This window comes from Paraburkholderia sp. JHI869, assembly GCF_038900775.1.
GTDB lineage: Bacteria > Pseudomonadota > Gammaproteobacteria > Burkholderiales > Burkholderiaceae > Paraburkholderia.
Map to the genome: position 1 here is coordinate 40981 of NZ_JAYMSC010000029.1, position 26122 is coordinate 67102.

Annotated in this window: 22 protein-coding genes; 6 read left to right on the forward strand and 16 right to left on the reverse strand. The window is 60.7% G+C overall.

Annotated elements, in window-relative coordinates; all coding sequences use genetic code 11:
- Window positions 1-125 precede the first annotated feature (125 nt).
- On the forward strand, window positions 126-1307 hold the full coding sequence (locus tag VSR72_RS34215) for an MFS transporter (protein WP_342956728.1): 1182 nt from the start codon (window positions 126-128) through the stop codon (window positions 1305-1307).
- Between the two features lie 45 nt (window positions 1308-1352).
- Window positions 1353-2711: a pyridoxal-dependent decarboxylase gene (locus VSR72_RS34220; protein WP_342956681.1), complete on the forward strand. Its 1359-nt coding sequence runs from the start codon at window positions 1353-1355 to the stop codon at window positions 2709-2711.
- A gap of 29 nt (window positions 2712-2740) precedes the next feature.
- Here the strand turns inward: VSR72_RS34220 and VSR72_RS34225 are convergent, their stop codons facing one another.
- The 3 genes from VSR72_RS34225 to VSR72_RS34235 all read right to left on the reverse strand — a co-directional run bounded on the left by VSR72_RS34225 (window position 2741) and on the right by VSR72_RS34235 (window position 5157).
- A complete protein-coding gene (locus tag VSR72_RS34225) occupies window positions 2741-3127 on the reverse strand; it encodes an MAPEG family protein (RefSeq protein WP_342956682.1) in 387 nt (128 codons plus the stop codon).
- Between the two features lie 42 nt (window positions 3128-3169).
- The gene (locus VSR72_RS34230) at window positions 3170-4453 is read right to left on the reverse strand and encodes a diguanylate cyclase (RefSeq protein WP_342956683.1); all 1284 of its coding nucleotides are present in this window, start codon (window positions 4451-4453) and stop codon (window positions 3170-3172) included.
- A 299-nt stretch (window positions 4454-4752) separates the two neighbouring features.
- Window positions 4753-5157, reverse strand: a complete 405-nt coding sequence (locus VSR72_RS34235) for a hypothetical protein (protein ID WP_342956684.1) — start codon at window positions 5155-5157, stop codon at window positions 4753-4755.
- A 171-nt stretch (window positions 5158-5328) separates the two neighbouring features.
- Here VSR72_RS34235 and VSR72_RS34240 point away from each other — a divergent pair, with 171 nt between their 5' ends.
- From VSR72_RS34240 to VSR72_RS34255, 4 genes are all read left to right on the forward strand, one after another.
- Window positions 5329-5844 carry a hypothetical protein gene (locus VSR72_RS34240; RefSeq protein ID WP_342956685.1) on the forward strand — a complete coding sequence of 172 codons (516 nt, stop codon included), beginning with the start codon at window positions 5329-5331 and terminating at the stop codon, window positions 5842-5844.
- A gap of 99 nt (window positions 5845-5943) precedes the next feature.
- Window positions 5944-6276 carry a hypothetical protein gene (locus VSR72_RS34245; RefSeq protein ID WP_342956686.1) on the forward strand — a complete coding sequence of 111 codons (333 nt, stop codon included), beginning with the start codon at window positions 5944-5946 and terminating at the stop codon, window positions 6274-6276.
- Window position 6277: 1 nt separating this feature from the next.
- Entirely contained in the window at window positions 6278-7156 is an 879-nt protein-coding gene (locus VSR72_RS34250; protein ID WP_342956687.1) for a 4-hydroxy-tetrahydrodipicolinate synthase, read from the forward strand.
- A gap of 103 nt (window positions 7157-7259) precedes the next feature.
- Window positions 7260-7694 (forward strand): phosphate-starvation-inducible PsiE family protein, encoded by a 435-nt coding sequence (locus VSR72_RS34255; RefSeq protein ID WP_342956688.1) that lies wholly within the window; start codon window positions 7260-7262, stop codon window positions 7692-7694.
- Between the two features lie 12 nt (window positions 7695-7706).
- Here the strand turns inward: VSR72_RS34255 and VSR72_RS34260 are convergent, their stop codons facing one another.
- The 13 genes from VSR72_RS34260 to VSR72_RS34320 form a co-directional block, all read right to left on the reverse strand.
- On the reverse strand, window positions 7707-8522 hold the full coding sequence (locus VSR72_RS34260; RefSeq protein ID WP_342956689.1) for an IclR family transcriptional regulator: 816 nt from the start codon (window positions 8520-8522) through the stop codon (window positions 7707-7709).
- A 54-nt stretch (window positions 8523-8576) separates the two neighbouring features.
- A complete protein-coding gene (locus tag VSR72_RS34265; RefSeq protein WP_342956690.1) occupies window positions 8577-9305 on the reverse strand; it encodes an SDR family oxidoreductase in 729 nt (242 codons plus the stop codon).
- A 27-nt stretch (window positions 9306-9332) separates the two neighbouring features.
- Window positions 9333-10634 (reverse strand): MFS transporter, encoded by a 1302-nt coding sequence (locus VSR72_RS34270; RefSeq protein ID WP_342956691.1) that lies wholly within the window; start codon window positions 10632-10634, stop codon window positions 9333-9335.
- Between the two features lie 49 nt (window positions 10635-10683).
- Entirely contained in the window at window positions 10684-11421 is a 738-nt protein-coding gene (locus tag VSR72_RS34275; RefSeq protein WP_342956692.1) for an SDR family NAD(P)-dependent oxidoreductase, read from the reverse strand.
- A complete protein-coding gene (locus VSR72_RS34280; RefSeq protein WP_133181145.1) occupies window positions 11418-11939 on the reverse strand; it encodes a 2,4'-dihydroxyacetophenone dioxygenase family protein in 522 nt (173 codons plus the stop codon). The genes VSR72_RS34275 and VSR72_RS34280 overlap by 4 nt, the downstream gene beginning before the upstream one ends.
- Before the next feature lie 116 nt (window positions 11940-12055).
- On the reverse strand, window positions 12056-13006 hold the full coding sequence (locus tag VSR72_RS34285) for a LysR family transcriptional regulator (protein WP_342956693.1): 951 nt from the start codon (window positions 13004-13006) through the stop codon (window positions 12056-12058).
- 175 nt (window positions 13007-13181) lie between these two features.
- On the reverse strand, window positions 13182-15599 hold the full coding sequence (locus VSR72_RS34290; protein WP_342956694.1) for a hypothetical protein: 2418 nt from the start codon (window positions 15597-15599) through the stop codon (window positions 13182-13184).
- Window positions 15592-16389, reverse strand: coding sequence for a hypothetical protein (locus VSR72_RS34295; protein ID WP_342956695.1), 798 nt, complete (start codon window positions 16387-16389; stop codon window positions 15592-15594). Before VSR72_RS34295 ends, VSR72_RS34290 begins: the two co-directional genes overlap by 8 nt.
- On the reverse strand, window positions 16386-17978 hold the full coding sequence (locus VSR72_RS34300) for a hypothetical protein (protein ID WP_342956696.1): 1593 nt from the start codon (window positions 17976-17978) through the stop codon (window positions 16386-16388). Before VSR72_RS34300 ends, VSR72_RS34295 begins: the two co-directional genes overlap by 4 nt.
- Window positions 17979-18096: 118 nt before the next feature.
- Entirely contained in the window at window positions 18097-19431 is a 1335-nt protein-coding gene (locus tag VSR72_RS34305; RefSeq protein ID WP_342956697.1) for a hypothetical protein, read from the reverse strand.
- A gap of 1111 nt (window positions 19432-20542) precedes the next feature.
- Window positions 20543-22891 (reverse strand): hypothetical protein, encoded by a 2349-nt coding sequence (locus VSR72_RS34310; RefSeq protein ID WP_342956698.1) that lies wholly within the window; start codon window positions 22889-22891, stop codon window positions 20543-20545.
- Window positions 22888-23682, reverse strand: coding sequence for a hypothetical protein (locus tag VSR72_RS34315; protein WP_342956699.1), 795 nt, complete (start codon window positions 23680-23682; stop codon window positions 22888-22890). The genes VSR72_RS34310 and VSR72_RS34315 overlap by 4 nt, the downstream gene beginning before the upstream one ends.
- A gap of 221 nt (window positions 23683-23903) precedes the next feature.
- A complete protein-coding gene (locus tag VSR72_RS34320) occupies window positions 23904-25196 on the reverse strand; it encodes a hypothetical protein (RefSeq protein ID WP_342956700.1) in 1293 nt (430 codons plus the stop codon).
- Window positions 25197-26122: the final 926 nt, after the last annotated feature.

The window sequence follows — 26122 nt, forward strand, 5'->3', positions numbered from 1 at the left end:
TTTTAAAACTAGTCGGCATACCATTCAATCAGTTTTGTTTTGAAACTGGATTGAAGGTCATGGACGCCGATCCCATTGCGCTAGCGCCGCCGGTGCGCGACGCTGGAGCCCCGCAGCGGGCACCGATGCCGCGCGGGCTCGTACTGCTATTCGCTGCGGCCAGCGGCCTGAGCGTCGCCAATGTCTACTATGCTCAGCCCTTGCTGGACGCATTGGCGCGCGATTTCGGCATTACCCGCGCCGCCGTTGGCGGCGTGGTCACGGCGACGCAGGCCGGTTGCGCGCTGGCGTTGCTGCTGCTCGTGCCGCTGGGCGACAGGATGGAGCGCCGCCGCCTGATGGTCGTGCAATTGCTGGCGCTGGTGGGCGCGCTGAGTGTCGTCTGTTTCGCGCGATCCGTCGCGGTGCTGCTGGCTGGCATGCTCGGTGTGGGTATGCTGGGCACGGCCATGACGCAGGGATTGATCGCCTACGCGGCCGCCGCCGCCGCGCCCGACGAGCGCGGGCGAGTGGTGGGCGCAGCGGGCAGTGGCGTGTTCATTGGCCTGCTGCTGGCTCGCGTGTACTCGGGCGGCGTGAGCGATCTTGCCGGTTGGCGCGGCGTATATGGCTGTTCCGCCGCCGTCATGCTCGCGCTTGCCGTACCGCTGCGGCGTTGGCTACCGAAACTTGCGCGCGTCGAGCCAGGTACGATGAGCTATGCAGAACTGATCGTTTCGATGTTCGCGTTGTTGCGCTCGGATCGCATGCTGCAGATTCGTGGCGTGCTCGCGCTGCTGATGTTCGCGACCTTCAATATCTTCTGGAGCGCGTTGGTGCTGCCGTTGAGCGCGCCGCCCTACAATTTTTCTCACACCGCGATTGGGGCCTTCGGCATAGCCGGCGCGGCGGGTGCGCTCGCCGCCGCTCGCGCCGGGCAATGGGCCGACCGGGGTTGGGGCCAGCGCACCAGCGCCGCCGCGCTGGCGCTATTGTTGCTGGCGTGGTGGCCGCTCTCGATGCTCGAGCACTCGCTATGGATGCTGCTGGTTGGCATCGTGCTGCTCGATCTTGGCGGCCAGGCGCTGCACGTGACCAATCAAAGCCTGATTTTTCGCAGCAACGCGCAGTTGCATAGCCGGCTCGTGAGCCTTTACATGCTGTTCTATGCGATTGGCAGCGGGCTCGGCGCGATCGGCACGACGGCGACGTATGCCGTGGCGGGCTGGCATGGCGTCTGTACGCTGGGTGCGGCCGTGAGTCTGCTGGCGCTGGTGTTCTGGGCCATCACGGTGCGTAGCATGCCGCGCGCGGCCTCGCGCGCCTGAACGTTGAACGGATACCTGAATGGAAAACCGAACCGGGAGGCATGGATGAATGAACTGAAACTGCTGGCGGATGCCGACGCACGCGGCCTGCGCTACGTGGAAGGAAACGCCACGCGGCGGGTTTTCCCGTCGAGCGAAGCCATTGCAGCGCTCGATGCGTTCGACGAACCGCTGCCCTCAAGCGGATTGCCCGCTGACGACACGCTGTCTTTGCTCGACCGTGTCGGTTCGCCGGCGACCACGGCTTCGAACGGCCCGCGCTATTTCGGCTTTGTGATCGGTGCGGCGCTGCCTGCGGCGGCCGCGGTAGAACGGCTCATGCTGGCGTGGGATCAATGCGCCTCGACGTTCGACAACTCGCCGGTCGCGGCCACGGTGGAACGCGTCGCGGGCCGCTGGGTGCTGGAAGCGCTCGACTTGCCGCGCGAAAGCGCCGTGGGCTTCGGCACCAGCGCCACGGCGTGCACGCTCGGCGCGCTCGCTACCGCCCGGCGCGCGCTGCTTGCACGGCAAGGCTGGGACTTCGACCGCCAGGGGCTGATGGGTGCGCCGGAGATCAAGGTCGTGGTCTCGGAGCTCGCGCACATCACGGTGAAGAAGGCGCTGCGCATTCTGGGCTTCGGGCTCGATCGCATCGTCTACGCGCCAGTCGACGTGCACGGCTGTGTGGATGCGGCGAGACTCCCGCCGCTCGACGACCGCACGATCCTGTGCTTGCAGGCGGGGGAAGTGAACACCGGCGAATTCGATCCCTTCGCGCCGATCATCGCGCGTGCGAGGGAGGCCGGCGCGTGGGTGCATGTCGATGGCGCGTTTGGCTTGTGGGCCCGAACCTCGTCGTTGGCCGTGCTGACCGAAGGTATCGAGGGCGCCGATAGCTGGACGACCGATGCGCACAAGTGGCTGAATACGCCGTACGACTGCGCGATGGTTATTTGCCGCGACGCACAGGCGCTGGCCGAGGCGATGAACAGCGACGCGGCCTATTTGTCCGCGAGCGCGGACGCGCAGAAGAATCTCACGCTGGAATTCTCGCGCCGCGCGCGCGGCATTCCCGTGTGGGCGGCGCTGCGCACGCTGGGCCGCGGCGGCGTCGCGGCCATGGTCGAGCGCCATCACGCGCAGGCGCAGCGCATTGGCGCGGAACTCGCGCGGCTGGGCTACGAGGTGCTCAACCGGGTCGTGCTGAATCAGGTGCTGTTCCGCTGCGAAACAGACGCGCAAACGCAGGCGCTGCGCAGCGCCGTGCAGGCCTCCGGCGAGACGTGGTTCGGCGGCACGATGTGGCAAGGGCGGCCCGCGTTGCGCATCAGCGTGTCGTCGTGGCGCACGCGGGACGAGGACGTCGAGGCGCTCGTGCAACTGCTGGCGTCGCTGCGCGGCGATTTGCGCGCGCCATCGTGAACATCGACTAGACGGCTCACTCCATCGCCTCAACGCAGCAACGCAAGACTCAACGCAATGCCAGCCGCGTAAGTGCCGAGCGCACCGAGAAAACGCGCGGGATTGGGCTTCGCCATCGAGGGAAAGGCGATCAGCCCCACGACGAGCAGGCACCGGCAGAGGGTCGCTGCCACGATCAGCGCGAGCGTTGCGGGCGAGGGCGAGCGTGCGCCCAGATAGAGGAACAGCACGGCGAGGAAGGGCACGTATTCGGCCGTGTTCGCATGCGCGCGGACGAACTTGTGCAGCAGGCTGGCCGGGTCCGGCGCGCAACCCGAGAGCGTGCCTTCGCGAAAGCGAAGCATGGAAATGGACACGCCGAGGCCAAACAGCAAAAGACCCAGCACGGCCACACAGGCCAGCGCGATTCTGTCCATTAGAGGCTCCTTGGCGAAAGAGCGATGCGACTGCGGCGTGCGCTAGCCAACTTCCACGCGGTTGCGTCCGCTGTCCTTGGCCCGATAGAGCGCCACGTCCGCGCGCTTGACGATCGCACCGACGTCATGCTCGCCCGGCAGGCGCTCGGTCACACCGATGCTGACCGTAAACGGAACCGGCTTACCCAGTCGCCACTTGTGCTCGAAATCCTGCTGCTCGATGGTGAGGCGCAATTCCTCGGCCACGGCCGTCGCCTGCCCGATATCGAAGTCAGGCAGTGCGGCGACGAACTCTTCGCCGCCCCAGCGGGCAAACACGCCAATGCGCCTGTCGGCGTTCATCACGACCTTGGCGAGCACCCGCAGCACTTCATCGCCGATGTCGTGCCCGTAGCTGTCGTTGATCTTCTTGAAGTAATCGATATCGAGAATGAAGACGGAAAGCGCTTTATCCGCTTCCAGAAGCTTTTCAACGGTATCGGCAAACTCGCGGCGGTTTGGCAGGCCGGTCAGTTCGTCGGTCACGGCCTGCTTCTGAAGCAAGTCCATCAATTGCACGCGATCGGCAATATCGCGAATCACAGCGGTGAATTCGATCAGCCCGCCAACGTTGATTTTCGAAATCGCGATTTCAACGGGCAATAGCGAACCATCACGATGCAGCCCATACACGCGGTTACGCTCGTCCATTTGTCGCGAGCGCACGGGCGAGCGCGCGAACTGGTGGACGTATTGCGAATGATTGGCGCGGTAGCGCTCGGGCAGAAGGTCCGTAATGGGCTGCCCGAGCATTTCCGAGGCGGAGTAGCCGAACAGGTTTTCAGCGGCGCGGTTGAATAGCGTGATGCAATGCTGCTGGTCGATCGTGATGATCGCGTCGTACGCCGCATCCACAACCGATCGAAAGCGCGAAGTGCTGACTTCCAGTTCGTGCGTCAGCAGCATTTTCGTGGTGATTTCCAGGCCCGTCACCATGATTTCGAGCACGGGTACGCCGCCTTCGGCGTGCCGTATCGGCTTCAACGACAAGCGCCACCAGTGCGTTCCGTCCCTCAGGTCGTAGGCCTGCTCGAGTTCCCGGGCAACGCCGGATTCGAAGCACGAGGTCAGCTTCTGGCGGAATTCGGTTCGGGCGTAGTTGGGAATCAGCGAGTCGAACGATGCCGGGAACGACTTGATCGCGCTGCGCCTGCCGCCCGTCATCCGCATGAAATGATCGTTGCAGGCCGAGACGACGAACTGTCCCCGCTCGTCGCGGCCGATCATGGCCACGCTCGCCGCGATTTCTTCGACGAATTCCCGAATCATGTTCGACCAGTCGGCCATCGAGCCTCCTTTTCGAGGTTGCCCAATACACTGACAATATAGTAGCCCGCATTGCGTGGTGCGGCAGCGTAATGTGGCCCCAAACGTTTTCGAACGTGCGGGCTAGCGCGCCCTCTGTGCTCTTCTGTGCGCTATATGACCGAAGCTGCGCATACTCGTTACGAATCCTCTTGACGGCGATGCCAGACGCGCTCGTCGAGCGCCCGATGCAGCCGGGAACGCTAGCAGTACAGCATTGCGGACCAGCAGTACCGGTGCGCGGCGCAGAACATGGACGCGTACAACCCGGCGGCCGCGAGTCAGCGAAGGGCGCGCGCGGCGACGATGCCTCCGTGCAATTCCACATGCAGTACGACGAGCCACCGCGAAGGGCAGGCGCTTGCCACGCGCACTGCGCGGCCAGGGCGAATCGCGCCCGGCGGCACGAAGCCCGACTCTCGCGCTCGCGACCATGCATGCCGTGCATCGGACCGTATCCAGACGGCGAGCAGCGTACAGCACATGAAGCAGAAGAATGCGGTGAGCCCCAGCGCGAAATCGGGGTGATTCGAAAACGCGAAAAATGCAAACGCCGAAGTGAGGATGGGACTGATCAGCAGAATCAACGCGCACACGCGAAGCAACGCGCGCTTTTGCGGACTGATGGCGCGAGCCGCGTTCAATGTGCGGCGGATTGGCGAGATGACATTTCGCATGTGATGCATGCCGAGCGTCGTTAATGCAACAACGTCACGGGCACGCTGCAAAGGCGTCTGAGCCTTGCGAGCATCCGCTGTGGCGTGCGGCTTCGGCTGCGCCGTGCCGGTCTATGACGGGAATGAGGAGTTTCAGCACGAAATGGCCGGAGAGTTTGCGGATCGGAAGGAGCGTAGCGAATGGCGCGTAAAGAAGTCGTAAAAGATTGGCCAGGCACGCATAAATACGCCGTTATTTACGGCATTTTTTCTTGTGCGAGGAAGAACGCCACGCCTACACTTGTGCGTCGAATCCGCCCGAGGAAGTGTCATGTTTTGCTATCCGTCGTTCAATCTTACGTTGCTGCGTTGATCATGCCGATGCGCTTTCGAGGCTGGCTGAAGCTCGCGCTTCTCACGTTTTCCGTGGACCAGATACTGACCGCCGTGTTTGGTTACGTCACCCAACAAATCGATCCGGGCATTTCGGACTTCGAGACGGTGATCTTCAGCTGCGTTACGTGCTTTCTCGTGAGCAACTGGCTGGTGACCGATGCGCGGGCAGCGTGGGCTGTGGCAAAGAAGCAGGGATTCATCGGAACTGCGCAGACCGGCGGTAGGCAGGAAGCGCAAACCGAAATTGCCAACGCGTGCCCACGACGCTGGCTCGTCGTGCTGCATCTCGAGTTGAATCCCCAGCTCGCACAAAGCATTTGAAATTTACACAACCGGCACCGCAATTTTTAACACCGGTTTTACGCGTTCGGTAATACGCTGAAGTGGTGTTCACAACCTGCGAATAACAATTCAAATCTCATGGCTTGCGCAAATCCCAGCCCCCGTTACGAGATCGTGGCGCCGCTCGAGCGTCCGCGTGCAAAGGTCGTTCCGTTGCGGGCCCCGCGTGCCTGGCTCGAAGTCATGCTGAGCGCGAACACCGAAGAAGGCGCGCGCGCTCATCTCGCGGCGCTGCTTCATTCCCCGCTCGGCGTCTACGTTGCGCAAACTGCCTTCGTGCGTGGCGCCATGCGCGTGCAACTCGATATCGCGCCCGAAGACATCGACTTCACGATGCATACGCTGATATCGAGCGTGCCCGAGGCCACGATCGGCGCGTTGCGCCCGCGCACCGGCAACAAGGGGGCCTGATATGTTCGAAGGGATCTGGTTGCCCATCGTCACGCCGCTGCGCGACGGCGCAGTGGATATCGAGGCGTTGGAGCGTCTCACCGACGAATACGCGAGTGACGGCATCGCCGGCATCGTCGCGCTCAGCACGACCGGTGAGGCGGCACTCTTGAGCGATGTAGAACGCGTGACCGTGCTGCAGGTCATCACCGAGGTGGCAGCGGGCCGCGTGCCCGTGATCGCGGGCCTGGGCGGCAGCGATACCCATACGTTCGTGCAGGACCTGCGCGCGCTGGAAAAGTGGGACGTGGCGGGCTTTCTCGCTCCACCGCCGTCGTATGTCTGCCCGGACCAGGCGGGGCTCGCGTGGCACTTCGGGCAGATCGCGCGCGCCACGTCGAAGCCGGTGGTGCTCTACGACGTTCCGCATCGCACAGGCGTGTCGATCGAAGTCGAAACGGTGCGTGAACTGGCGGAAATCGACAATATCGTGGCGATCAAGGCATGCGCGAGCGAGCGCTTCAAGGCGCTGGGCGAGTTGCCCATCGCGCTGCTCTGCGGGACGGATGAAGCGTTTCTGGAATGTCTCGAAGCGGGCGCCACCGGCGGCATCCTCGCGAGCGCGCACATTTGTCCGGACTTGCTGCACGATGTGCGCTCGCTCGTGAAGGCGGGTTACGGCAAGGCGGCGAGCCGGCTTTTCGCACGCTTCAAGGGCGTGCTGCGCCTGTTGTTTGCCGCGCCGAACCCCAGTGCGATCAAGGCCATGTTGGCCCTCGACGGCGCCATCTCACCCGAAACGCGTATGCCGATTCTGCCGGCTTCGCCCGCGCTGGTCACGCAACTCGAATTCGCGCGCGCCGTGCTCGACGACCTGCGCGCCGTCGCGCCATCGGCCTGATTCCCGCCCCACAGGCGCTCCTGCGCGGATTTTTTTCCGCATTTTCGAACTTTCATCTTGTCGCGCTACTATCCCCATTCCGTCACATGGGGAAATCGCGAAGATGAAGTACGAGAACGCTCTGCAACGAGCGATCAAGGGGCGCCTCGAGCGCGCCATGGAACTGGCCGAACTGTTCGGCTTGTTGATCATCGGCATTGGCACCGTGGCGGCGATGGGCGTGCTGATATGGCGAATGGTGCAGTCGGACGGCGTGACGCTGACCGACTTGCTGCTGATGTTTCTCTATCTCGAGATCTTCGCGATGGTCGGGCAGTATCTGAAGGCGGGCCAATTGCCGGTGCGCTTTCCGCTCTACATCGCCATGGTGTCGATTGCGCGGGACCTCATCCTGCGCGCGGGCGCGAACACGGAGCTGCATTTGCTCGCTTCTGCGGGCGCGATCGTGCTGATCGCGCTGGGCGTGCTGATCATCCGCTTCGGGCAGGCGAAATATCCGAGCTACACCGACGAACGGCGCGCGGAAGAGGCGAAGTAGACCGCAGTTCCGCTATCGCGCGGAAACCGGGCCGAGCCGCGCGGCAATCGTGCGGCACGCGGCGAGCAAGGGTTCGATGTAGCTGCGCTGCGCGTCCGCCTGGCGGCGAAACATCGGCATGCTGACGCTCACACAGCCCACGGCGTGGCCATCGGCGCCGAGAATTGCCGCGCCGTAACACCAGATCGATTGCTCGTTTTCTTCGCGGTCTTCCGCATAACCGCGTTGTGCCGTGAGTTCGATCTCGTCGCGGATCGCGCCGAGGTCGGTCATCGTATGCTCGGTGAAGCGCACGCGCGGCGCTTGCGCAAGCAAGGGCTCGCGCTCGGCCGGCGTGAGCGTGGCGAGCCACGCTTTGCCGACCGAGCTCGACGTGAGCGTCACGCGCGTGCCGATACGCGAGGCCATGCGCACAGCGTGCGGGCTTTCGAGCTTTTCGATGTACACCATCGCGCCGTCGCTGGGCACGGCGAGGTGCACCGTTTCCGAAGTGGTGTTGCGCAGTTCCATGAGGGCGTCGACGGCGGCGATGCGCAGGTCGGAGCGCTCCCAGCTGCGGCTCGCGAGATTCACGAGACGCGGCCCGAGCGCGAACGTGTTGCAGCCGCCCACCGCCGCGACGAGCCCTTCGGCCTGCAGCGCGGCAACGATGCGATGCACGGTCGGTCGCGGATAGCCGCTCGCGGCCACGAGCTTCGCGATATTCGGCGGCGTGCTCGCGTCGGCAATGAGCTGCAGCACGGCGATGAACTTCGAAAAGGCGGCCGTGCCGGCAACGCCTTTGGCGTCGCCGGGTTGGGAGGAGGCAGGGGAATCAGTGGTCGACATCGGAAAGCTTGCGGGCACCATGTGTGGCGCCATTATGCCCGCAATTCCAGGCGATCAGGCGCACAGATAGCCGCCGTCCACGGGCACGATCGCGCCCGTCATGAACGAAGCGGCGGGCGAGCAGAGAAACGCGGCCACGTTCGCGACTTCCTCGGGTTGCCCCCAGCGCTTCATCGGCGTGCGCTCGAGTATGCCCTGCGAGCGGCCGCCGTCGTCCTGCAGCGCCTGGGTGAGGGGTGTCGCGATCCAGCCGGGCGCGAGCGCATTCACGCGGATATTGTCGGGTGCATAGGCAATGGCGAGCGAGCGCGTGAGCTGCGCCACGCCGCCCTTGCTGGCGCTATAGGCCGGCACGAGGCCGCCGCCGAAAAAGCTCAGCATGGAAGCCGTATTGACGATGCAGCCCGACGATGCCTTGAGCAGTTCGCGCGCGCTAGTACATACGCGCATGGTGCCGTTGAGATTGATGTCGAGCACGCGCTCGAACGCCTCGATTTGATGCTCGTCGCCGCGGCTGATCACGCCCGCGCAGTTCACGACGATATCGAGCCGTTCGAAGCCATTGACTAGCCGCGTGACGTCATCAGTCGAACGCACGTCGAGCGAGGCGCGCTGCACGCTGGCATCGAGCGCGTCGGGCGTGCCCTCGGGAGGCGGCAGGCCCGCGGCCGTCGTGCGTGCGCCGAGTTGCGCGAGCCGGTTGGCGATGGCCGCGCCGATGCCGGAGTGGCCGCCGGTCACGAGTGCGACCTTGCCTGCGAGAAAGTTATCCTTGAATGTCATGATGCGTAGTGCGAATGAATGGATGAATCAGGTGAGTTGGGTGGCTGCCGCCCGGCGCGCGCCTTCAGGCGCGACTTCCCTGACGACGAAGAGATAGACGAACGCGGCGGCGAACGCAACGGCTGCACTAATGAGCAGGGCGTTCACGAACGAATGCGTCTGATCTACCACGATCCCGGTGATGACCGGCGCAAACGAGCCGCCAAGATAGCCGCCGAAGTTCTGCATGCTGCCGAGCGAAGCTACGAGATGGCGCGGGGCCGCCACGCTCACGAGCGCCCAGGCCGCGCCGCTCGACATGTTCACGAAGAACATCGCAACGGAAACATAGGTAATGGCGAGCGCGGTGCTCGGCGTGTAGGCGGCCGGCACGGTGAACGCGGCTGCGCCGATCAGGCCAACGCACAGCGGCCACTTGCGGCTGCGGATGGGCGCCATGCCGCGATTGAGCAGGTAGTCGGAAATAAAGCCGCTGCTGGCCATGCCAATCGTGCCGAACACATAGGGAATGGCAACGAGCCAGCCCGTATGCGCGATGGAAATGTGGCGCTCCTTCTCCAGATAGCCGGGCAGCCAGGTGAGATAGAGCCACACCATGTAGATTACGCCCATGAAGCCGAAGATCATGCCCCACGTGTTGCGCTGCTTGAGCAGCATGCCCCATTCGGCGAAGCTCAGCGCGCTCTTTTTCGGTGCTTCGGTCGCGCCGTCTTCGAGCCATGCCGTTTCTTCCGCCGTGAGCATGACCTGATCGCGGTTGCGATAGACCATATACCAGCCGACCGAAACGAGCACGCCCAGCACGCCCATGATGATGAACATCGGGCGCCAGCCGAACGCGAGCATCAGCACGGTGAGGAGCGGCGGCGCGATCATCGGCGCGATGGTCGACGAGGAAACGAACGTCCCGGTTGGCGCGCCGCGTTCGCGCACGGCGAACCATTCGTGAATGACCTTGGCGCCTGCTGGGAAGAGCGGCGCTTCGGCTACGCCCAGCACCACGCGCGCGACCAGAAAATGATTGAGCGTCTGAATGAAGCCGCCCGTGACCTGCGCAAGCGACCACACCAGCATGCCGAGCCCGAGCATCACGCGCGAGCCGAAACGATCGAGCATCGCGCCCACGGGCAATTGCGCGAACGCATAGGCGAGCGAGAACGCCGAAAGCAGCAAGCCCATTTGTGAAGCGTTCAGATGCAGTTCCTCCGCCACCGAATGATTGGCGATGGAAAGCGTGCTGCGGTCCAGATAGTTCACAATGCCTGCAATCGTCAGAAAGGCGATGGCTATCGTCTGTGTGCGTTTAAGCCTTTGCGGTTTTTTGATCACGGGTCGTCTCCTTGTGGTTGTGTGTGTCCGGATTCCAGCGGTTCGTGTTCTAGTACGTGGCGCGGCCGCCGGAAAGATCGAATATCGCGCCAGTGCTGAATGCGCAGGAATCCGAACAAAGCCATAGCGCGAGATCGGCTACTTCATCGACGGTGCCGAGACGCCCGAGCGGGCTTTTGTCGATCATCGTCTGTACGTGGGCGGGCGACATCTGCGCGAGCAGCGGCGTTTCCACGGCAGCGGGCGCAATGCCGTTGACGAGAATGCCCGTTTGCGCGAGTTCCTTGCCAAGCGATTTGGTGAGCGCGATCACGCCGGCCTTCGCCGCGCTGTAGGCGGACGCGTTCGGCGTGCCCTCCTTGCCCGCGAGCGACGCCACATTGACGATGCGCCCCGAACCCGCGCGGCGCATGGCGGGCACCACATAGCGGCAAACGTGATAGGTGCCCACCAGATTGACGTCGACAATGCGTTGCCATTCGGCGGGATCGTAGGCGTCGAGGGGAACGGTCGAGCCGGCGAAGCCCGCGTTGTTCACGAGATAGTCGATGCGCCCGAATTCGGCGAGCGTCGCGGCCAGCGCCGCTTCGATCGTCTCGGGGCGCGTGACGTCCGCTTCGATGTGACGCGGAGCGTCTTGTGTATCGAGCGCGCCGGGCACGCGGTCCCAGTTGACCGTGAGTGCGCCGCCACGCGCGAACGCGTTGCAGATCGCGCGGCCAATGCCGCCCGCCGCGCCGGTCACGACAGCTACGCGCCCCGCGAAATCATACTGGGCGCGGCTCATCGGATGAACTGGTCCACGTAATCCTCGCCAAGACCCACCGCCGCGTAATGCTTGCGGCACATGTCGATCTTCGTGAACACGTCTTCATAACCCGTGTAGTTGCCCCACGGATCGCAATAGAACATCACGCCGTTCACCTGGAAGTAGGTGATCATCTCTTCGACGTCTTCCGGCACGTAGAGCGTGTGCGTTTCGCCGGGCGGCTCGAACACGTAGCTGCCTTCGGTCGCTTCCCAGTCGTGCTCCAGATAGCGCCAGCGGCCCTTGAGCACCATGCCGTGAACGGCCTGTGGATGCCGGTGCCTGCTCAGGACACCTGACTTACGAACGCGCAGCAAATTCATCCAGTAGCCCTGTGCCGTGTTCAGGCACAGCGGGCGGAACCACACGTTTTCGGCCTGGGGCACCCACACGCGCTCGTCGGTGGGGATGGCGTGGGGAATGACGATTTCCTGCTGCGCTTCCTTGGGGAACGGAAGCTGATACGGCGTCATGGGGGAATAGGTTTTGTCCGTCATCAGTTGCTCTCGTTTTGTCCATAATATGGACGTTAAGTCCACGATATGGTTCATTGTGCGGGAGGGATTTGATTTAGGTCAATGCCAGGGTTTCCCCGGGTTCGGTCGCCAGGCGCTCAGCATTCGATGCCCTGCTTGTCGCGCAGCGCCTCGATGAGAAGCCGCGCGGCGGGCGCGAGCGGTGCGCCTTTGCGCGTGACCAGTTCATAAGGTTCGCTCCGGGAGGCGAGGCGCAGCGGGAGGATGCAGGCCATTTCCTGGCTGGCAAAGAACTGCGCAACGTCGATGGACACCAGCGCGACGAGCGCTGGATTGCCTTGCAGCAGCGCGAGCGTGGCGAACGCGGAGGTCGTTTCGAGCAGATGCATGGGAAAGCGGATTTCGGCCTCGCGAAACTCGCGTTCGAGCAACAGCCGCATGGGCATGTTGGCCCGGTAGACCACCCAGCGATACTTCTCCATGTCCTTGAGCGCGAGCTTCTTCGCGCGGCGCAGCGGATGCCGCACGTTGGCGATCACGGCGAGCGTTTCGTCCTGAAGCTTGATGCTCTCGTAGTGCTGTGGCGTCTGGCTGACCGTGGTGCGGCAGATGGCGAGATCGAGCCTGCCCGCATCGATCTGGCTCAGGAGCGCCGCGCTCGTGTCTTCCACGATCTCCACCGACATTTCCGGGTGCGCCGCGATCAGCGTGGAAATCGCGTCGGTCAGCAGCGGCACTGCGCCCATGATGACCCCAACTGCCACGCGTCCGCCACGCCCGCGCGAGAGGCCGACCAGCTCTTCGCGCAAATGCGTGAGATCGGTATGGATCAAGCGCGCGTAGCGAATCGCGCAGTGTCCCGCTTCGGTGGGCTCGAGACCTCGATTGGTGCGGTTGAAGAGCGGTGTGCCAAACGTCGTTTCGATTTCCTGCAGCGCCTTGCTTGCGCCGGGCTGCGTGAGCGCGACCTGCTGCGCGGCCTTGAGCAGCGAGCCGTGATCGCCCAGGGCGATCAACAGCCGGAGTTGCTTCACATGAAGACGGGAGATGATTGTCAATATCCAATAGATTCGGATACAACCGCGCATTAGATTCGGATACAACGCCTGAATGCCTTGCCAGGCAAGGCGCGGCGGCTGTGACAAATCGCCCCGATTGACCGTGTATCTCAATGAATTTGCGCATCACGACGATCACACCGCGTTTCTGCAATAGAAGCGGATACAACAGCCCGAATCACTCATCGACGGCAGTCCAGGAGGGCTATTCCGGAAACTCTTCGCCGCCAGTTTCGCCGAGATAGTCCTCCTCGGCGCGGCGAGCCGCTTCGGCTAGCGGATCATCGCTGAGGCAGGAATCATCGTCGCCCGTCTCCCGGTACATCTCAAATGGGGCCAAATCATCCTCGATTTCCGCCGAATCCTTCTGCTTGGCGGAATACGCGGCCTTCTGCTGTTTCCACAACGTTCCGGCCCGAAAGGCCGCACTGTTGCGCTTGGCGTCGGCCTTGGTCGCGCCGATTGCGCCGGCTAAGTCATCGGGGTGGAAGTCTTCGGTGCCATCCGCATGCTCCTGCGCCTTGTTGTGAGTTGATCCGGAGGGCCGGCGCTTACGGGGCGAAGTCGACGTCGCCTTCTCATGAGCCTTCTTTTGTTGGCGAACCCGCTCGTCAATTTTCGCGAACTCGAACTCCAGCCACGTCAAGTCCTCTCCAAAGCGGATCTTGTCCTCGTCGATCATCTCGATCTCAAAGACCGTGCCGTCCGGGACACGACACAGAAGATGTTGGGCACCGCGGAAAGGGCTCTTCACCTCAACCCAAAGTGTCTTTTTTCCAGGCAGGCGCGAGTGCGCCTCCGCCACAGCTTTCAGCTCGTTCGACGAATAGCGCGCCTTCTTGAAGATAATGCGGCCCCTTGCGGACCGCACGCGTTTCCATGGAAGAAAGATGTCAAAAACCTCGGCGGTGGAACGGATTCTTCCTGATTTTCCTCGCCTTATTTCTTGATGATACTCATGGAGGTCGATGGGCGATATGTCCGTGCCTTTCAGTCGCATTTTCGCCGTACGAAGGTTCGACTGGTCGCTTGTGCGGTTATAAATGTCGATGGCACGAAGAACAACTCTCTCGAGAGGACGAGGCAGGATCGGCGCTAGTTTGGATCGTTCGCGACGTTTCTTCTTCTCCAGTGGATCATTCGCCCGCGTAAATCCCTGCTCCGTTTCTTCCGAAACGATGTCGATTATGATTTCGTTGAAGCGCTCGACCACGGATTTCAGATCCGGACGTGCTCCAGGTGGGTTGAACATGATGCCGCCGTAGGACTGCGTCGTAGCCTTGCGGACCGCTTTCGCCTTGCCGGCTCCATTGTCAACAAAGACGCCGTCGAAATTTCCCTGCACGAGACCCGGCAGCGGATCCTCACCCAGCTCTTCGAGGTAGTAGTCCAGAGGTAAAAGCGTCGAAATGAGACACCGTAGATAGCCATCCGCGCGCTCGCCTTCCGTGCAGACCGCATACCCGCGAAGTGCGCCCGTCAGGCGAGACACTGCGAAGATGACCACGATGTCTGCCGCAACAATTTTGTTTCCTACCAGCGCTGCTGTCGCGATTTTTGGGCGAAAGCCATCGATATCGAGAATCTCGAGAACGCCTTGGGTGAGTTCGCTGGAAGTGCCTGGCCGCGGAGCGATATGTTTGATTGTTAGATCACGTCCATTTCTCCGCTCCCGCAGGCGCTTCTTTTGGACGATCTTCCCATATCTGTATTTCAACGCGCGGTAGGACGGAATCTCATCAATGTTGGTTCGCCCATAGTGCCGATAGACCATTCGTCTATGGGTTGTCGCCAGGCTCGCCTTGTCATCTGCCCAGTCAACGGTGAGGCCTTCCTCCATGTTGCGGATATCGTCAAGGCCAATGCGCCGTGCGCGTCGGACATAGACCTTGCCTCGCGAGTTCGCTCGGGCCTTGGCCAGCGTTTCCTTTGCGGTTAAGGGTCCGGGCTTCGCCGCCGGGTTTGTGCGTTCCTTACCGGGGCCCCCGCGCTCCGGTGTCCGAGAGAAAAGGGCGTTGTAGTCTGCTCCGTACCAGAGGAACCTCGTAAGCAGCTTGACGATATACGTCCTGAAACCGGCGCCGCCGCCAAGCGCTTCCCGCATCGCCTTGATGCGTCGATTTCGCAGGGTTTTGTCGAAAAAGATGAAGTCGTTGACGATCCAGTCCGAGGGCTGGCCGTCGCCAACGGGATCGACCATGATCAGTGCGCTAACCAATGCCATGCGCCGGTCGCATCCCGCCAACATGCTTGGAGGCACTGTGGCCACGGGCGTATTCATGTACTCTGGGCGGATGGCACCCGCTATCGGCCGGACTCGCGATATCCAGTCATCGGCGTCAACCTTGACCAGGTGCGGCAGGCGCGAAGGCGGGGGAGCTTTGCCCACGTCGACCGTCTGTGCATACAGCATTCTGCAGGACGGATCCCAAGCAACCGCAACGTATGCAACGTCCGCCTTGTCTTCTGACAAAGTGTAAGCTGCATAACGGTAGAGATTCGCCGGCCACTCCACTTCATGGAGCAGGCGTAGATGCGAGAGGAGGATGTCATCAGCGATCGGCGGCCTAATCTCTGGGCTAACCGCCCGATGTATGGCCGGATCGATGGTTGGCCTATTCATCGAATCCTCCGCGAAGGATCAGAGGCATGTCGACCCGCAGGTATTCCGTGTGGTCGATGTACAGAAAGCCGAATGACACCGCGACTGCGAACAATTCGAACGCGTGGTCGACTGAGATACCCATATGCCGCGCATGTCGTTCGAGGACGTGCGACAGTGTTCCCCGAAGTGATCTCGTTGCAACCCGGGCAGCCAGGACACGAGCGGCATCGTGATGCTTCCAGATGTTTACCTGGCTGATCCAGCGGCTCATCAGCAGGTTGTTTCCATATTCCTTCTTGGTGAAACGGTCGCCATTTACCTTCTGCCACGTCCACCCGCGCTCCAGGCTCATTGCGTGCTCTCGCCTGTCCCGAGGAGATGAGGGCATATTCGACTCGCCCGGTTTGTTTCCAAGGGATACTGTGTGGTAGTGCAGGCGGGAATCCGGTTGAAGCACGAGAGTCAGGTTGATATTGCAGATCGTGCGTTCGGACTCCGGCACGGACACGCCACGCCTCTTCGCGCGGAGATATGATTCGCGGCTGCACAGTGGGTACTCCTCGCGGATATCAACGACGTACGGGGAAAAGCTGAAATGCAGAATTGCTCTCAGCTTCTGCATGGACAGCGCTTCGTGGTTGCGAAGTACCTTGACCCCGGGCCACGTTGAGCGGGTCGCGAGGTTCATGGTCGCCGCTGTACGAGACGGCGTGTAGCTGTCTCCATGCGCGTTGCCGTAAGGGTCACGAAGCGGGCGGCGAATCTGCCGAGGTGTCTCGAAGGGAAAAGGAAGTTCGAAAATATTCATCGCGGCTTCGCCCGGGATCTTCTGTGGCAACTTTTCCAGAGCAGCTTGACCTGATGGTCAGTCATCCCGGCAATACGCTCTGCGTCAGCCTTTCCATATCGGGGAAACTTCCCTTCAAGGATGTCCATGCGAAGGACCCTGCGCGTGCGCGTCATGACTGGCTCGTAGTATTTGTCGAGTGCAGCGGCCGTTAATGGATAGTTCTCGCGTCCGAGCACGAAATTCCATCCGAAGCGAATAGCATGACCGTCGAGAAGTCGGGCCGTCGTGAATCTGAAGCGGGCGCCGCTTCGAACGAGTTCCTTGTGACGTCGCTCGATATAAGCCGCCCCCGATGCGTCCAACTCGGCCGCATTTGCCTTGCCGGTTCGTAATGGCATGTCCGTCAGTCCGTGCGCGCGAAGGATGTCGGCATTAAGTCCGAACTGGTTCGCGGAGGGCAGAGCCATTACGATCGTGCTGTGCGGAAGATGCGGATTCGCGTCACGCATCTGGCGGTATAGCTCGATGGTCTCCGGCATGAGAGACATAGATTTTTCGAACCTCGCCGCCTTGATGCTCTCGTACTGGCCGGGCCGTTGCTTACTTGTCGATACAACCGGCTTGTGGTCCAGTTGCGGGGCAGGTATCAGAAACGGATCACTAATCGCCGCTTCCACATCGTCCCAGGTGCCAAAAAGTGCAATCAAAAGAAAAATTGCCTGAATTGGATTTCGAAGCATTACCTGGCCTCGCAATGCCCGTCGAACCGAGCCATTGCGGAAAGGAAAGGCCAGGCTGTCTCCTAGTGCAGCCAAGGCGGGTGCATTGAACATCTCGTAAAAATTGTTCCAATGCACACCTTGGTCGTTCACTAACCCAAGGCTTCTCGCCTTTCGACTGACGAGATCGAGGAATTCCGGACCTTGCATGTGCGGTGCGAACTCGGGATCGAGCAGTCTTGACCAGCCACGGGCAATATCCAGTTCGAGATGCTCGACGCGGTGACTTGAGACATGGTCGCGGACTTTGAGGTGTTTGCCACATATGCAACTGCTATCTGGTGACGTGACAGCGTAAGATCCGCGGTGCCCATGCACGCAGGTATTGCAATGTGTATAGATTCTGGTGCCGTGTCGCGGGCAAAAGCGTATGTGGGAAAGGAGAAGATCCATGCGCCAGAACTTTTTTCCGCCTGGAGCAATGTCCTTCTCGAGACATTCGAGGCAGATCGCCGGGCTCCAGGCATGACCGTGCCTGCCGTTCTTGCTTAACCCGATGATAGAGACGACAGATGCGGAGTATCGCCCGAGATGGTGCGCGCGCAGGCGTAGCGCGTCTTTGTGTGACAGGAAGCGGTTGAATCCCGCTAACAGAGTGTGGTAGTTCAGAACCTTCTCGACAGACCCGGTGTACTCGCTGAGAGCAAGTAGGTGTTCCTCGAGCCGCGTGGGAAGAATCCACGGGATATTGCCGTGCCCAGTGAGTTGTTCAAGGAGTCCAATTGCTGAACTGTCGCGTTGTCGGGCAAGGAAGCCGCCATAGGGCTCGCCCGGACAAATGGTTGAGAGCTGGAAGAGCTTGTGCTGGAAAAGTGTTTCACCGTCCATGTGAATGGGTCTCCGTAAACGTTCGAGGACAGGACGAGCCTTGAAGCTCCTCCTGTGTCAAGCGCAGGTTCATCGCGCCGGATTAGTCACGCCGCCTGCTAGTGGCAGGCCTTGCGGTCTACCCCGGCACGTCCTCTGCGTCGTCGCTTGGGATCAGCAGTTCCGGCACGGAGAACACAGCGCCAAGCTTTGCAATCGACAGCCAGTCGCTGTACCGAACCAGCGTGGGAGGGGTGATGATCTTTTTCCTGCGGATCGATTTCACTGCATCGATATGAGGGGCATGCAACCTGAGCGCTTGCATGCCGTAGGTTATGAATACTTCCCTCGAGAGCGTCGGTGCCTTCAGTGCAGCAAGCGAAAGCGCGATGCTCTTGAGCACGATGGCCAGCAACCCTGGGTAGCCTGCCGTCAGTTGATATGCGACCGACGGAAGCCAGAACGGCATCGACTCGATACCGGCAATGCGAAGCGTTCTGTCGAAGAGTGCCCGGCATATCGCGATCCAGCGTATGTCGCGCGAACTGGGAGGCGGGAGGAGTTCAATGGGGGCGGTCGCCGTCAGGTCGCCAAGGACGCCCGGCAGACGCCCGGGACCGAGTACAGCCGCACCGGGAGTCGAAAGGCAGAGGACCGGGATACCCGTCGTCCGGGTGAATTGTCCGATGGCGTTCCAGGTAGCTGACGCCGCGTTGGCCGATGCGTCCTCGGTATTGATGCGCTCGACAATCAGAACGCCGAGGTTGGCCGCCACCGACAACGCACACATAGACGGCACGATGTCCCGTTCGCGGAAGAGCGGCGACCTCGTGTTCAATGCGTATTCGGTCTGCATGGCGGCGTCAAAAGCCCCGAAAAATCCTTGCGCAAACGAACCTAGTTTTCCGTCTATGGGCCAGAGCAACCTGAGGCATGGAAGCTGAAGGTAGTCAGTGAATCCGTTTGACTCCGGCACGCGAACCGCTAGCGCCTGACTGCCGATCGCGGAATGAATGGCCTGCGCAAGCAACCGTCTTCCCATGCGCACAGGCACTGCGACGATCATTCCGCGGGGCTTTGCGCGTGGGGCGATGCCGAACCGGGAAGGGAGGACGTGCCCCGACGTGTTGCGCTTCCTGTGAAGGAACGAGGCTGCGTTCGCTGCGTAGTCGCGGTAATGGGGATTGCGAAGGTCCCTGTCGTGATATGAATCTCTGACAAACGTGATGACCTTTGTGAGGACACGACCGATCGTCGCGTTGCTGACCAATGTATCGGCAGCGCCCGCCGCGATCAGTTCCTGTTTGGATCTGTCTTTGGACGCGTCAGGAGGGGTTACCGTCGTTAGTTCCATCGCTTCAGGAAGCGTAGGGATGCCTCTGATGCTCGCCAGGAGGGGATTGCCCCGAACTTGAATGGCCTTCGCGGGCGGAGCAATACTGTTACGGCGGGGCTCTTGTTCGCTCGTGCTCATTCGGCATCCTCCCGCTTGGCAAGCGCGGCCCTGATCTCCTCCGCTACGCGCAGTATTGCAAGGCCGAAGTAGGGATCGCGGTGTCTTCGGTCTTTGCCGGGCATGTGGCTCCGACTGGGGGCGTGAGGGCGGTCAGCTGTTGGGAGGGACGTTGATCCCGTTCGCGGTAGGGGCACGGGAGGCGGTTTCCCGGCCAGGCTGTAGCTTGCAGTAGGAGGAGAATCCTGCCGTTGGGCTTTCTTCTTCATTGGGTATCCTTGTGCAAAACGCGTTTCGTACATACGTGTATTGACAAGGCACCCTCGTTGTGAGACCTTACGCGCGTGTGTTGGCGCGCGAGGCCTTTTTTTGAGGGCACCGTGAGGGCGGCGTATCAGAGGTGCGAACTCTGATACGCCGTTAGTTTTTGCGAGGGTCTACCTCGCGGCTTTCTCTTCGTTAAGAATCTCCTTGTCGGTTGAAATGGGATCTGGGGTAGCGTGAATTTCGCCGCCCGGCACGCTTGACAAAAGTGGTATTTCGGAGTACTATCGAGGTATATTAGCTTAGCGTACCCTAAAATTGGGTATTCTTGCAAGCTCATCGATTGACTTCCCGTGTGAACATCTGCTTTTCGCCCCCATTGCATTCGTTGTGTATACGAAAATGAATGCGTAAGAGTCCGGAACGGGAAACATCCTCCATCTGCACAGATTCCGCTGCTCGACTCCTTGGTGTCACCTATACCCTCGGTCTTTTGATACTTCTCAAAGGATCGCCGGCGAGTCGTCCGCTTATTTCGTCTGCCTGTCACCCACGTGCGGTCGCGACTTGCTGATTTTCGGTGTGTGCTCAGGTATTACACGGCACCAGTGCCGTCGGGAAGCTCACTTTGAACGATTGCTTTGGGCGCGGCTCATCTCGACAGTTCTGAGACTCTCCGCACATCGCAACGGCGCAACCTGACATGCCAAAGGTCAAGGGGATGCTGAGAGCCAATGGAAGCCACCGATAGTCGTTGTTTTCAATAACGAGATGCTTTTCTTCCGGTGTCGGCCTTGAACTGCTCGTCGAGATAGCGTCTATGTCTTTCCCCGGCCACTCGAGCCGGGGAAGGTGGATTGCCTCGCCGTTAGTCAGGCGTATTTGGCTGCTTGGCAGATTTGCGGAAAGCCTCTTCGACCTGACGGGTTGCTGCGGCTAGCGGATCGTCAGCGAAGCCCTCCGGCGTTTCCGATGCCCCCGCTTGCGCTCCAGAACCAGGCGGATTCTCGGGCGGCAGCCCGTAGGCAGCTCGTTGCTTCTTAGCCAGTTCGCTTTCCCGATGCGCTGTGCTGTTTCGCCTGGCATCCCTCAATGTTTTTCCTATCGCGCCGGCGAACGGGTTGCCCCGAGCCATTTCGATATCGTCGATGTTCTTCTGCTGTTCGACTGGCAGTCTGCTTCGGGACTGGGTGCGCCCAGCCGCCTTGATTTTCCCGATGACGCGCTCGTCAAACCTGGAAAATTGCAGGTCCAGCCAGCTCGCACCCTCGCCAAAGCGGCGGCGATCCTCGGCTATCATCGCAATCTCAAAGACTGCACAATCCTTCGTTCTGCAAATCAGCGTCATTGAACGACGCGAAACACGCTTTACCCAGACTGGCAACGGTGGCTTTTTGCCGGGTATCCTGGAGTAGTCGGTTGCAACATCCTTCAGCCGCTGTGACGTGTAACGAGCCTGCTCGTAGAGAATCCGTCCTCTCCTGCAGGTGGCGGGTTCCCAAGGCAGAAAGATGTCATACACTTCCTCGGGGCTGCGCACCCGAGCAGCATTCCCCACCCGCAACGACTGATAGTACTGGTGGATTTCTGCAGGGGATGTGCCATAGCCAGCGCTTCTCATCTCTTTCGTGCGTAGATGTGGACAGTCAGCGGTTAGGTTCAGGCGGTTACAGGCACAAAGAAACAGCTTCTCGAGTTTGTCGGGCTCCACAGGTGGCAGCTTGCGTCTCTCGCGGCGCTTGGTTTTCTCAAGAACGTTATTCGCCCGCGTGTAGCCTTGCGGGGTCTCTTCCGAGATGATCTGGATCATCGTCTCGTTCAGACGCTCAATGATCGGGTTGAGATCCGGTCGTGCGCCCGGTGGGTTGAACATGATGCCGCCAAGCGACTGGGTGACCGCTCCGCGAACAGATTTAGATTTTCCCGCGCCATTATCGACAAATACGCCATCGAAATTGCCGTGCACGATGCCGGGAAGGGGTGGCAGGCCGAGAGATGCGATGTGGTCGTCCAATGGAAGCAGGGCGCTGACGCAGCATAGCCGATAGCCCTCCGCTCGTTCTCCTTCAGTGCACATCGCGTAGCCGCGGAAGGCGCGAGACAGTCTGGATACTGCGATGATGATCCAGACCTCCATCGGCTGGAGTTCTCCATTCACGATGGCGCCGACGGGTACCTTGGGGCGAAAGCCGTCAATATCGAGAATTTCAAGGACGCCCTGCGTGATCTCGCTCGCCGTCCCGGGCCGGGGGTCAAGGTATTGCGCGGTCGCGCGATCCCCGTATCTGTGCGCCAGCAACCCCTCGTCGGCCACGATCTTGCGGTACCGGTAGTACACCTGGCGGTAGGTCGGCGTATCCGCTGGACCACAGTCTTTGTAGTCTCTCGCTATCATGCGCCGCACAGTCGTGGCGAGGCTAACTTTCTCATCCGCCCAGTCGATCGTGAGGGCGTTTCTTATGTTTGCAATGTCGTCGCAGTCGATACGTCGGGCGCGTCGCGAGAAGCTCTTTCCTCTTGCGGCTGCGCGGGTCCTTTGCAGCTTCTCATAGCTCGACAATGGGCCTGGTTTTCTGCCAGGCGTCAGCCGTTCTTTATCTGGGCCGCCACGCGCCGGCGTCCTGGCGAGTAACGCTCGTTGATCGCCGCCGTACCATATGAACCTTGTCAGCAGCTTGACCATGTAAGGCTTGAATCCGCTTCCCCTTTGAAGGGCCAGTCCAATTTCCTTGATGCGTTCGTTGCGGCAATCTGCGTCGGAGAAAATGTAGTCGTTCAGGATGTAGTCCGATGGGTTGCCGTCTCCGACCATATCCACCATGATCATTGCGGTGATGAGCATGCTGCGCTCGTTAAGCCCCTTGAACATGCTATCCGGTAGTTCAGAAAGGGGCTTGTTCATGTATTCCGGTCGCAAAGGCCCTGGAATTGGCGACACACTTGCGAGCCAGCCTTCGGCATCGACGGACATGGGTGTCGGGAGCCGGGAGACCGGAGGCGATTCGTTCAGGTGGGTGTGCTGCACGTGCAAGGTTCGCGACATAGGATCCCAGGCGACGGCAATGTAAGCGTTTTCCGCGTCACCCGACAGAGAAAACGGCGCGAAGCGGCTTAGGCCCGCAGGCCAGGTCGCGAGATGCAGTTCTCGTAGTTGCGCGACCAACCTGACATCGCCAGCGATTGGGCGCACTTCCTTGGGCGTGAGAGCGGAGGTCATGGCATCCACCTTTGAAGACTCAACGGCCGGTCAACACGCAGGTATTGGTTATGGTCGATCCATAGGAATCCGAAACTGACTGCGACGGCGAAAAGCTCGAATGCGTGGTCCAGTGATATGCCAAGATGCCGGGCGTGCCTCTCGAGAATATCGTGAAGCGTTCCACGCAGGGATCGTGTCTGCATGCGCGTGGCCAGAATGCTGGCCTCGTCGTAGAGGTTCCGGATGTCTGCGTTTGCAATCCAGGTTTGCATTAGCGCGTGGTTTCCATACGCCAGCTTGGTCAGTTGGCTTCCGAGTAATGATTCCCACGTCCAGCCGCGAGCGGCGAAATTCTCGCTCTCGCGCTGATGTCGCTTGATAACCCTCGAACCAAATCTCTCGTTACCGTCCTTAATGGAGACGCCGTGGTAATGGAGGTGGGAATCTGGCGGAAGCACCAACGTCAGTACAACGTCGTATCTCATGATCTGTGACTTATGCATACGGAAGCCGGCGAGCTTTGCGCGGTTATAGGCCTCCTGCTTGTACACAGGGTACTGCTCTCTGATATCGATGACGTACGGATTGAAACTGAATGCATAAATCGCCCGCATTTCGTTGAGTGAACGCGCTTCATGAACACGCTGCACTTTCACGCCCGCGAAGCTTGCACGGGTTGCGATGTTTATTTCTGCGGGATCGCATAGTGGTACATACTGCGCGCCATGAAGGACGCCGTATGCATCACGCCGCGGCAGAACGACGTGTCGGGGCGTTACATACGGTGCGGGTAGTTCAAGGATCTTCATTCTCTCTTCCTCCACATGCAGGAAGCGTGATTGATTCAACAATGCTTGGATTTGCGGTTCTGATCGTCCCGGTTTTGCGACCAGCAGGCGGGCATCACAACTGACTGTCCGGGTCCGGCGTGGGCTCGATCCACGCCGTACTTTTGCTGGAGCGACGTCGCTTCACACATCTCGGGTCCCCCTGAACCCGCGGGGGCGCCCGATATTTGGCAAGCGACGGTTCATTGAAGCTCGGGCATCACGTGCGTCGGCGCAAGCTGACTAAACGAAAGCCAGTCGCCGTAACGGATGAGGCTTGATGATGTGAATTTTCCTCCCTGTCGAATGATTCGGATCGCGTCGATATGAGGCTGGTCAAGCTTGAGCGCGCGCATGCCGTACTTCGTGAGGACTTCGGCGCTGAAGGCGGGAGTTTTCAGCGCGACGAGATGGAGCGCGACGGCCGTGAGGACTTTCGCAAGAAGACCGGGATAGCCCAGCGTTAGCTCGTATGCCGTATCCGGAAGCCCTGCCGGCATGGACGGAATTCCCGCAAGGCGGACCGTTGTGTCGAAGATGGCGTTGCACATTGCAATCCAGTGCGCTTCGTAGGGGCCATGAGCAGGAGCAATCTCAATGAGACCTCCCGCCGTCAAGTCAGCCCTCGCGCCAGGCAATCTCGAGAGGCTGACGGCAGCCGCACCAGGTGTGGGGAGGCATAGAACCGGGATGCCGGTCAAACGTGTGAACTGCGCGAGGGCGTTCCATGTGCTGTCGGCAGCACCTGTGCCAGTATCCTGGATATTTATCCGCTCAACCACAAGGAGGCCGAGGTTGGACGCAACGCCGAGTGCACATATCGCGGGGAGGATGTCACGCTCGCGAAATAGCGGTGTATGGGTGCTGTACGCGTACGCTGTGTGAAACGCCGCGTCGAACGCTCCGATGATCCCTTGCGCAAGTCCGGGCAGCTTGCCGTCAAGCGGCCAGGTCGCCCGCAGGGCTGGGAGTTGTAGGTACTCGGTAAAGCCCGTGGCGGTGGTGACCCGGACAACCTTGGGCTCGTCTCCGATGGAAAGCATTATCCGGTCCACCAGTTGCTTCCTACCCATGGCGATTGGAGTGGCGACCACTATGCCTCGGGGCTTTGCCCTCGGCGCAACGGCAAACCGGATTGGGAGCGTGCGCGCGTGCCTGCCACGACTGCCGTGCAGAAAATGTTGGGCTCTTATGGCGTGGTCGCGGTATGCCTGGGTTCTCAGGTCCCGGTCTCGGTAGGAACTCCGAACTTGCCCAATAATGTTGATGAGAATGCTCGCGCGAGTGGCGTCGGTAATGTGCACGTCGGCAGCGTGGTGCACGATCCGTTCGTGAACGGACCAGCCCGTGGTGTCGTCCGATCTGTGCGCTTCCGTGAGGTGCATGGCTTCCGTCAGGGTTGGCACAGGTGGCACGTTCGCGAGGAAAGGATTGTCCTTGTCCTCGCGGGTAGTGATGACGTCTGTGAGGCCAGATGTTCGTAGAGCTCGGCTCATGCTCATTCCCTCCGAGATGCAGCTATGCAGCAGATGTTGCGCGCCCTTGAAGTGGACACGGTATATACGGCTTTGCGGGTTCTTGTCCTGGTTGAAGCTTCGAATCCGGGCGACGTCCTCCGCCTCAATCTCCGCAAATCTTCCACCCTTCCTTCCAGAACATCAGGCAGACAACCACTTCGAGCCAGATGCGCTCTTTATGCGCGGCCTAAAGGCCCGGGCTTTCCGTGCGCCTTGGTAATAGCCGGTTCCCTCGCGTAGTACGCCGTGCGTACTCAATTTCGTCGAGCGCGGTGTTTAGCATGGCCACCCCGATCGGATGTGGAGATGTGTTCAAGCGCGGTAGGCAACGAATCGTGTGGAGCAGGATGCGGCCGCTAGCCAGCCAGACATTTAGTCTCGGATCCTCGAAGCCATTGGAGTAAAAGGCAGCAAAATCACGCTTCAGACTGTTAATCCTGGTGCGGCCGTTCTCTGCCACGTATCCCCTTGTGCGCAACGCGCTTTCGAGCTTTGTTACATAGAATCGGTAGTCCGACTGACTTAGCATCCGAAACAACGCTGTACTCAACCGCATGCTATTAAGCTTAGATTCCGTGTTGCAGACCGTGAGTACGGGGACTTCCTCCTCGCTGCGCTCATCGACCAATCGGTAGCGGCATTCGTGCAGCGGGCAACGAGTTTGCAAGGGGATGCAGTGGAACGACAGCGAGCATCTTCTCCCCGTTTGGGGGCGCGTTAGCGCGCTGCACTCCGGACATTCAAGGCCATATCGATTGACGGAGCGGAGCGATGGCGGCAGTCTCGGGCCTGGTAGTCGGCGTCGACCTCCGTCGCAAACAGCCGACTCGACATAAGTTGCGACTGGTTCGCACATGCAGCAGCGATGAAGGGGGAATAGTGTGCGTCCCATCAGAACTTCCCTG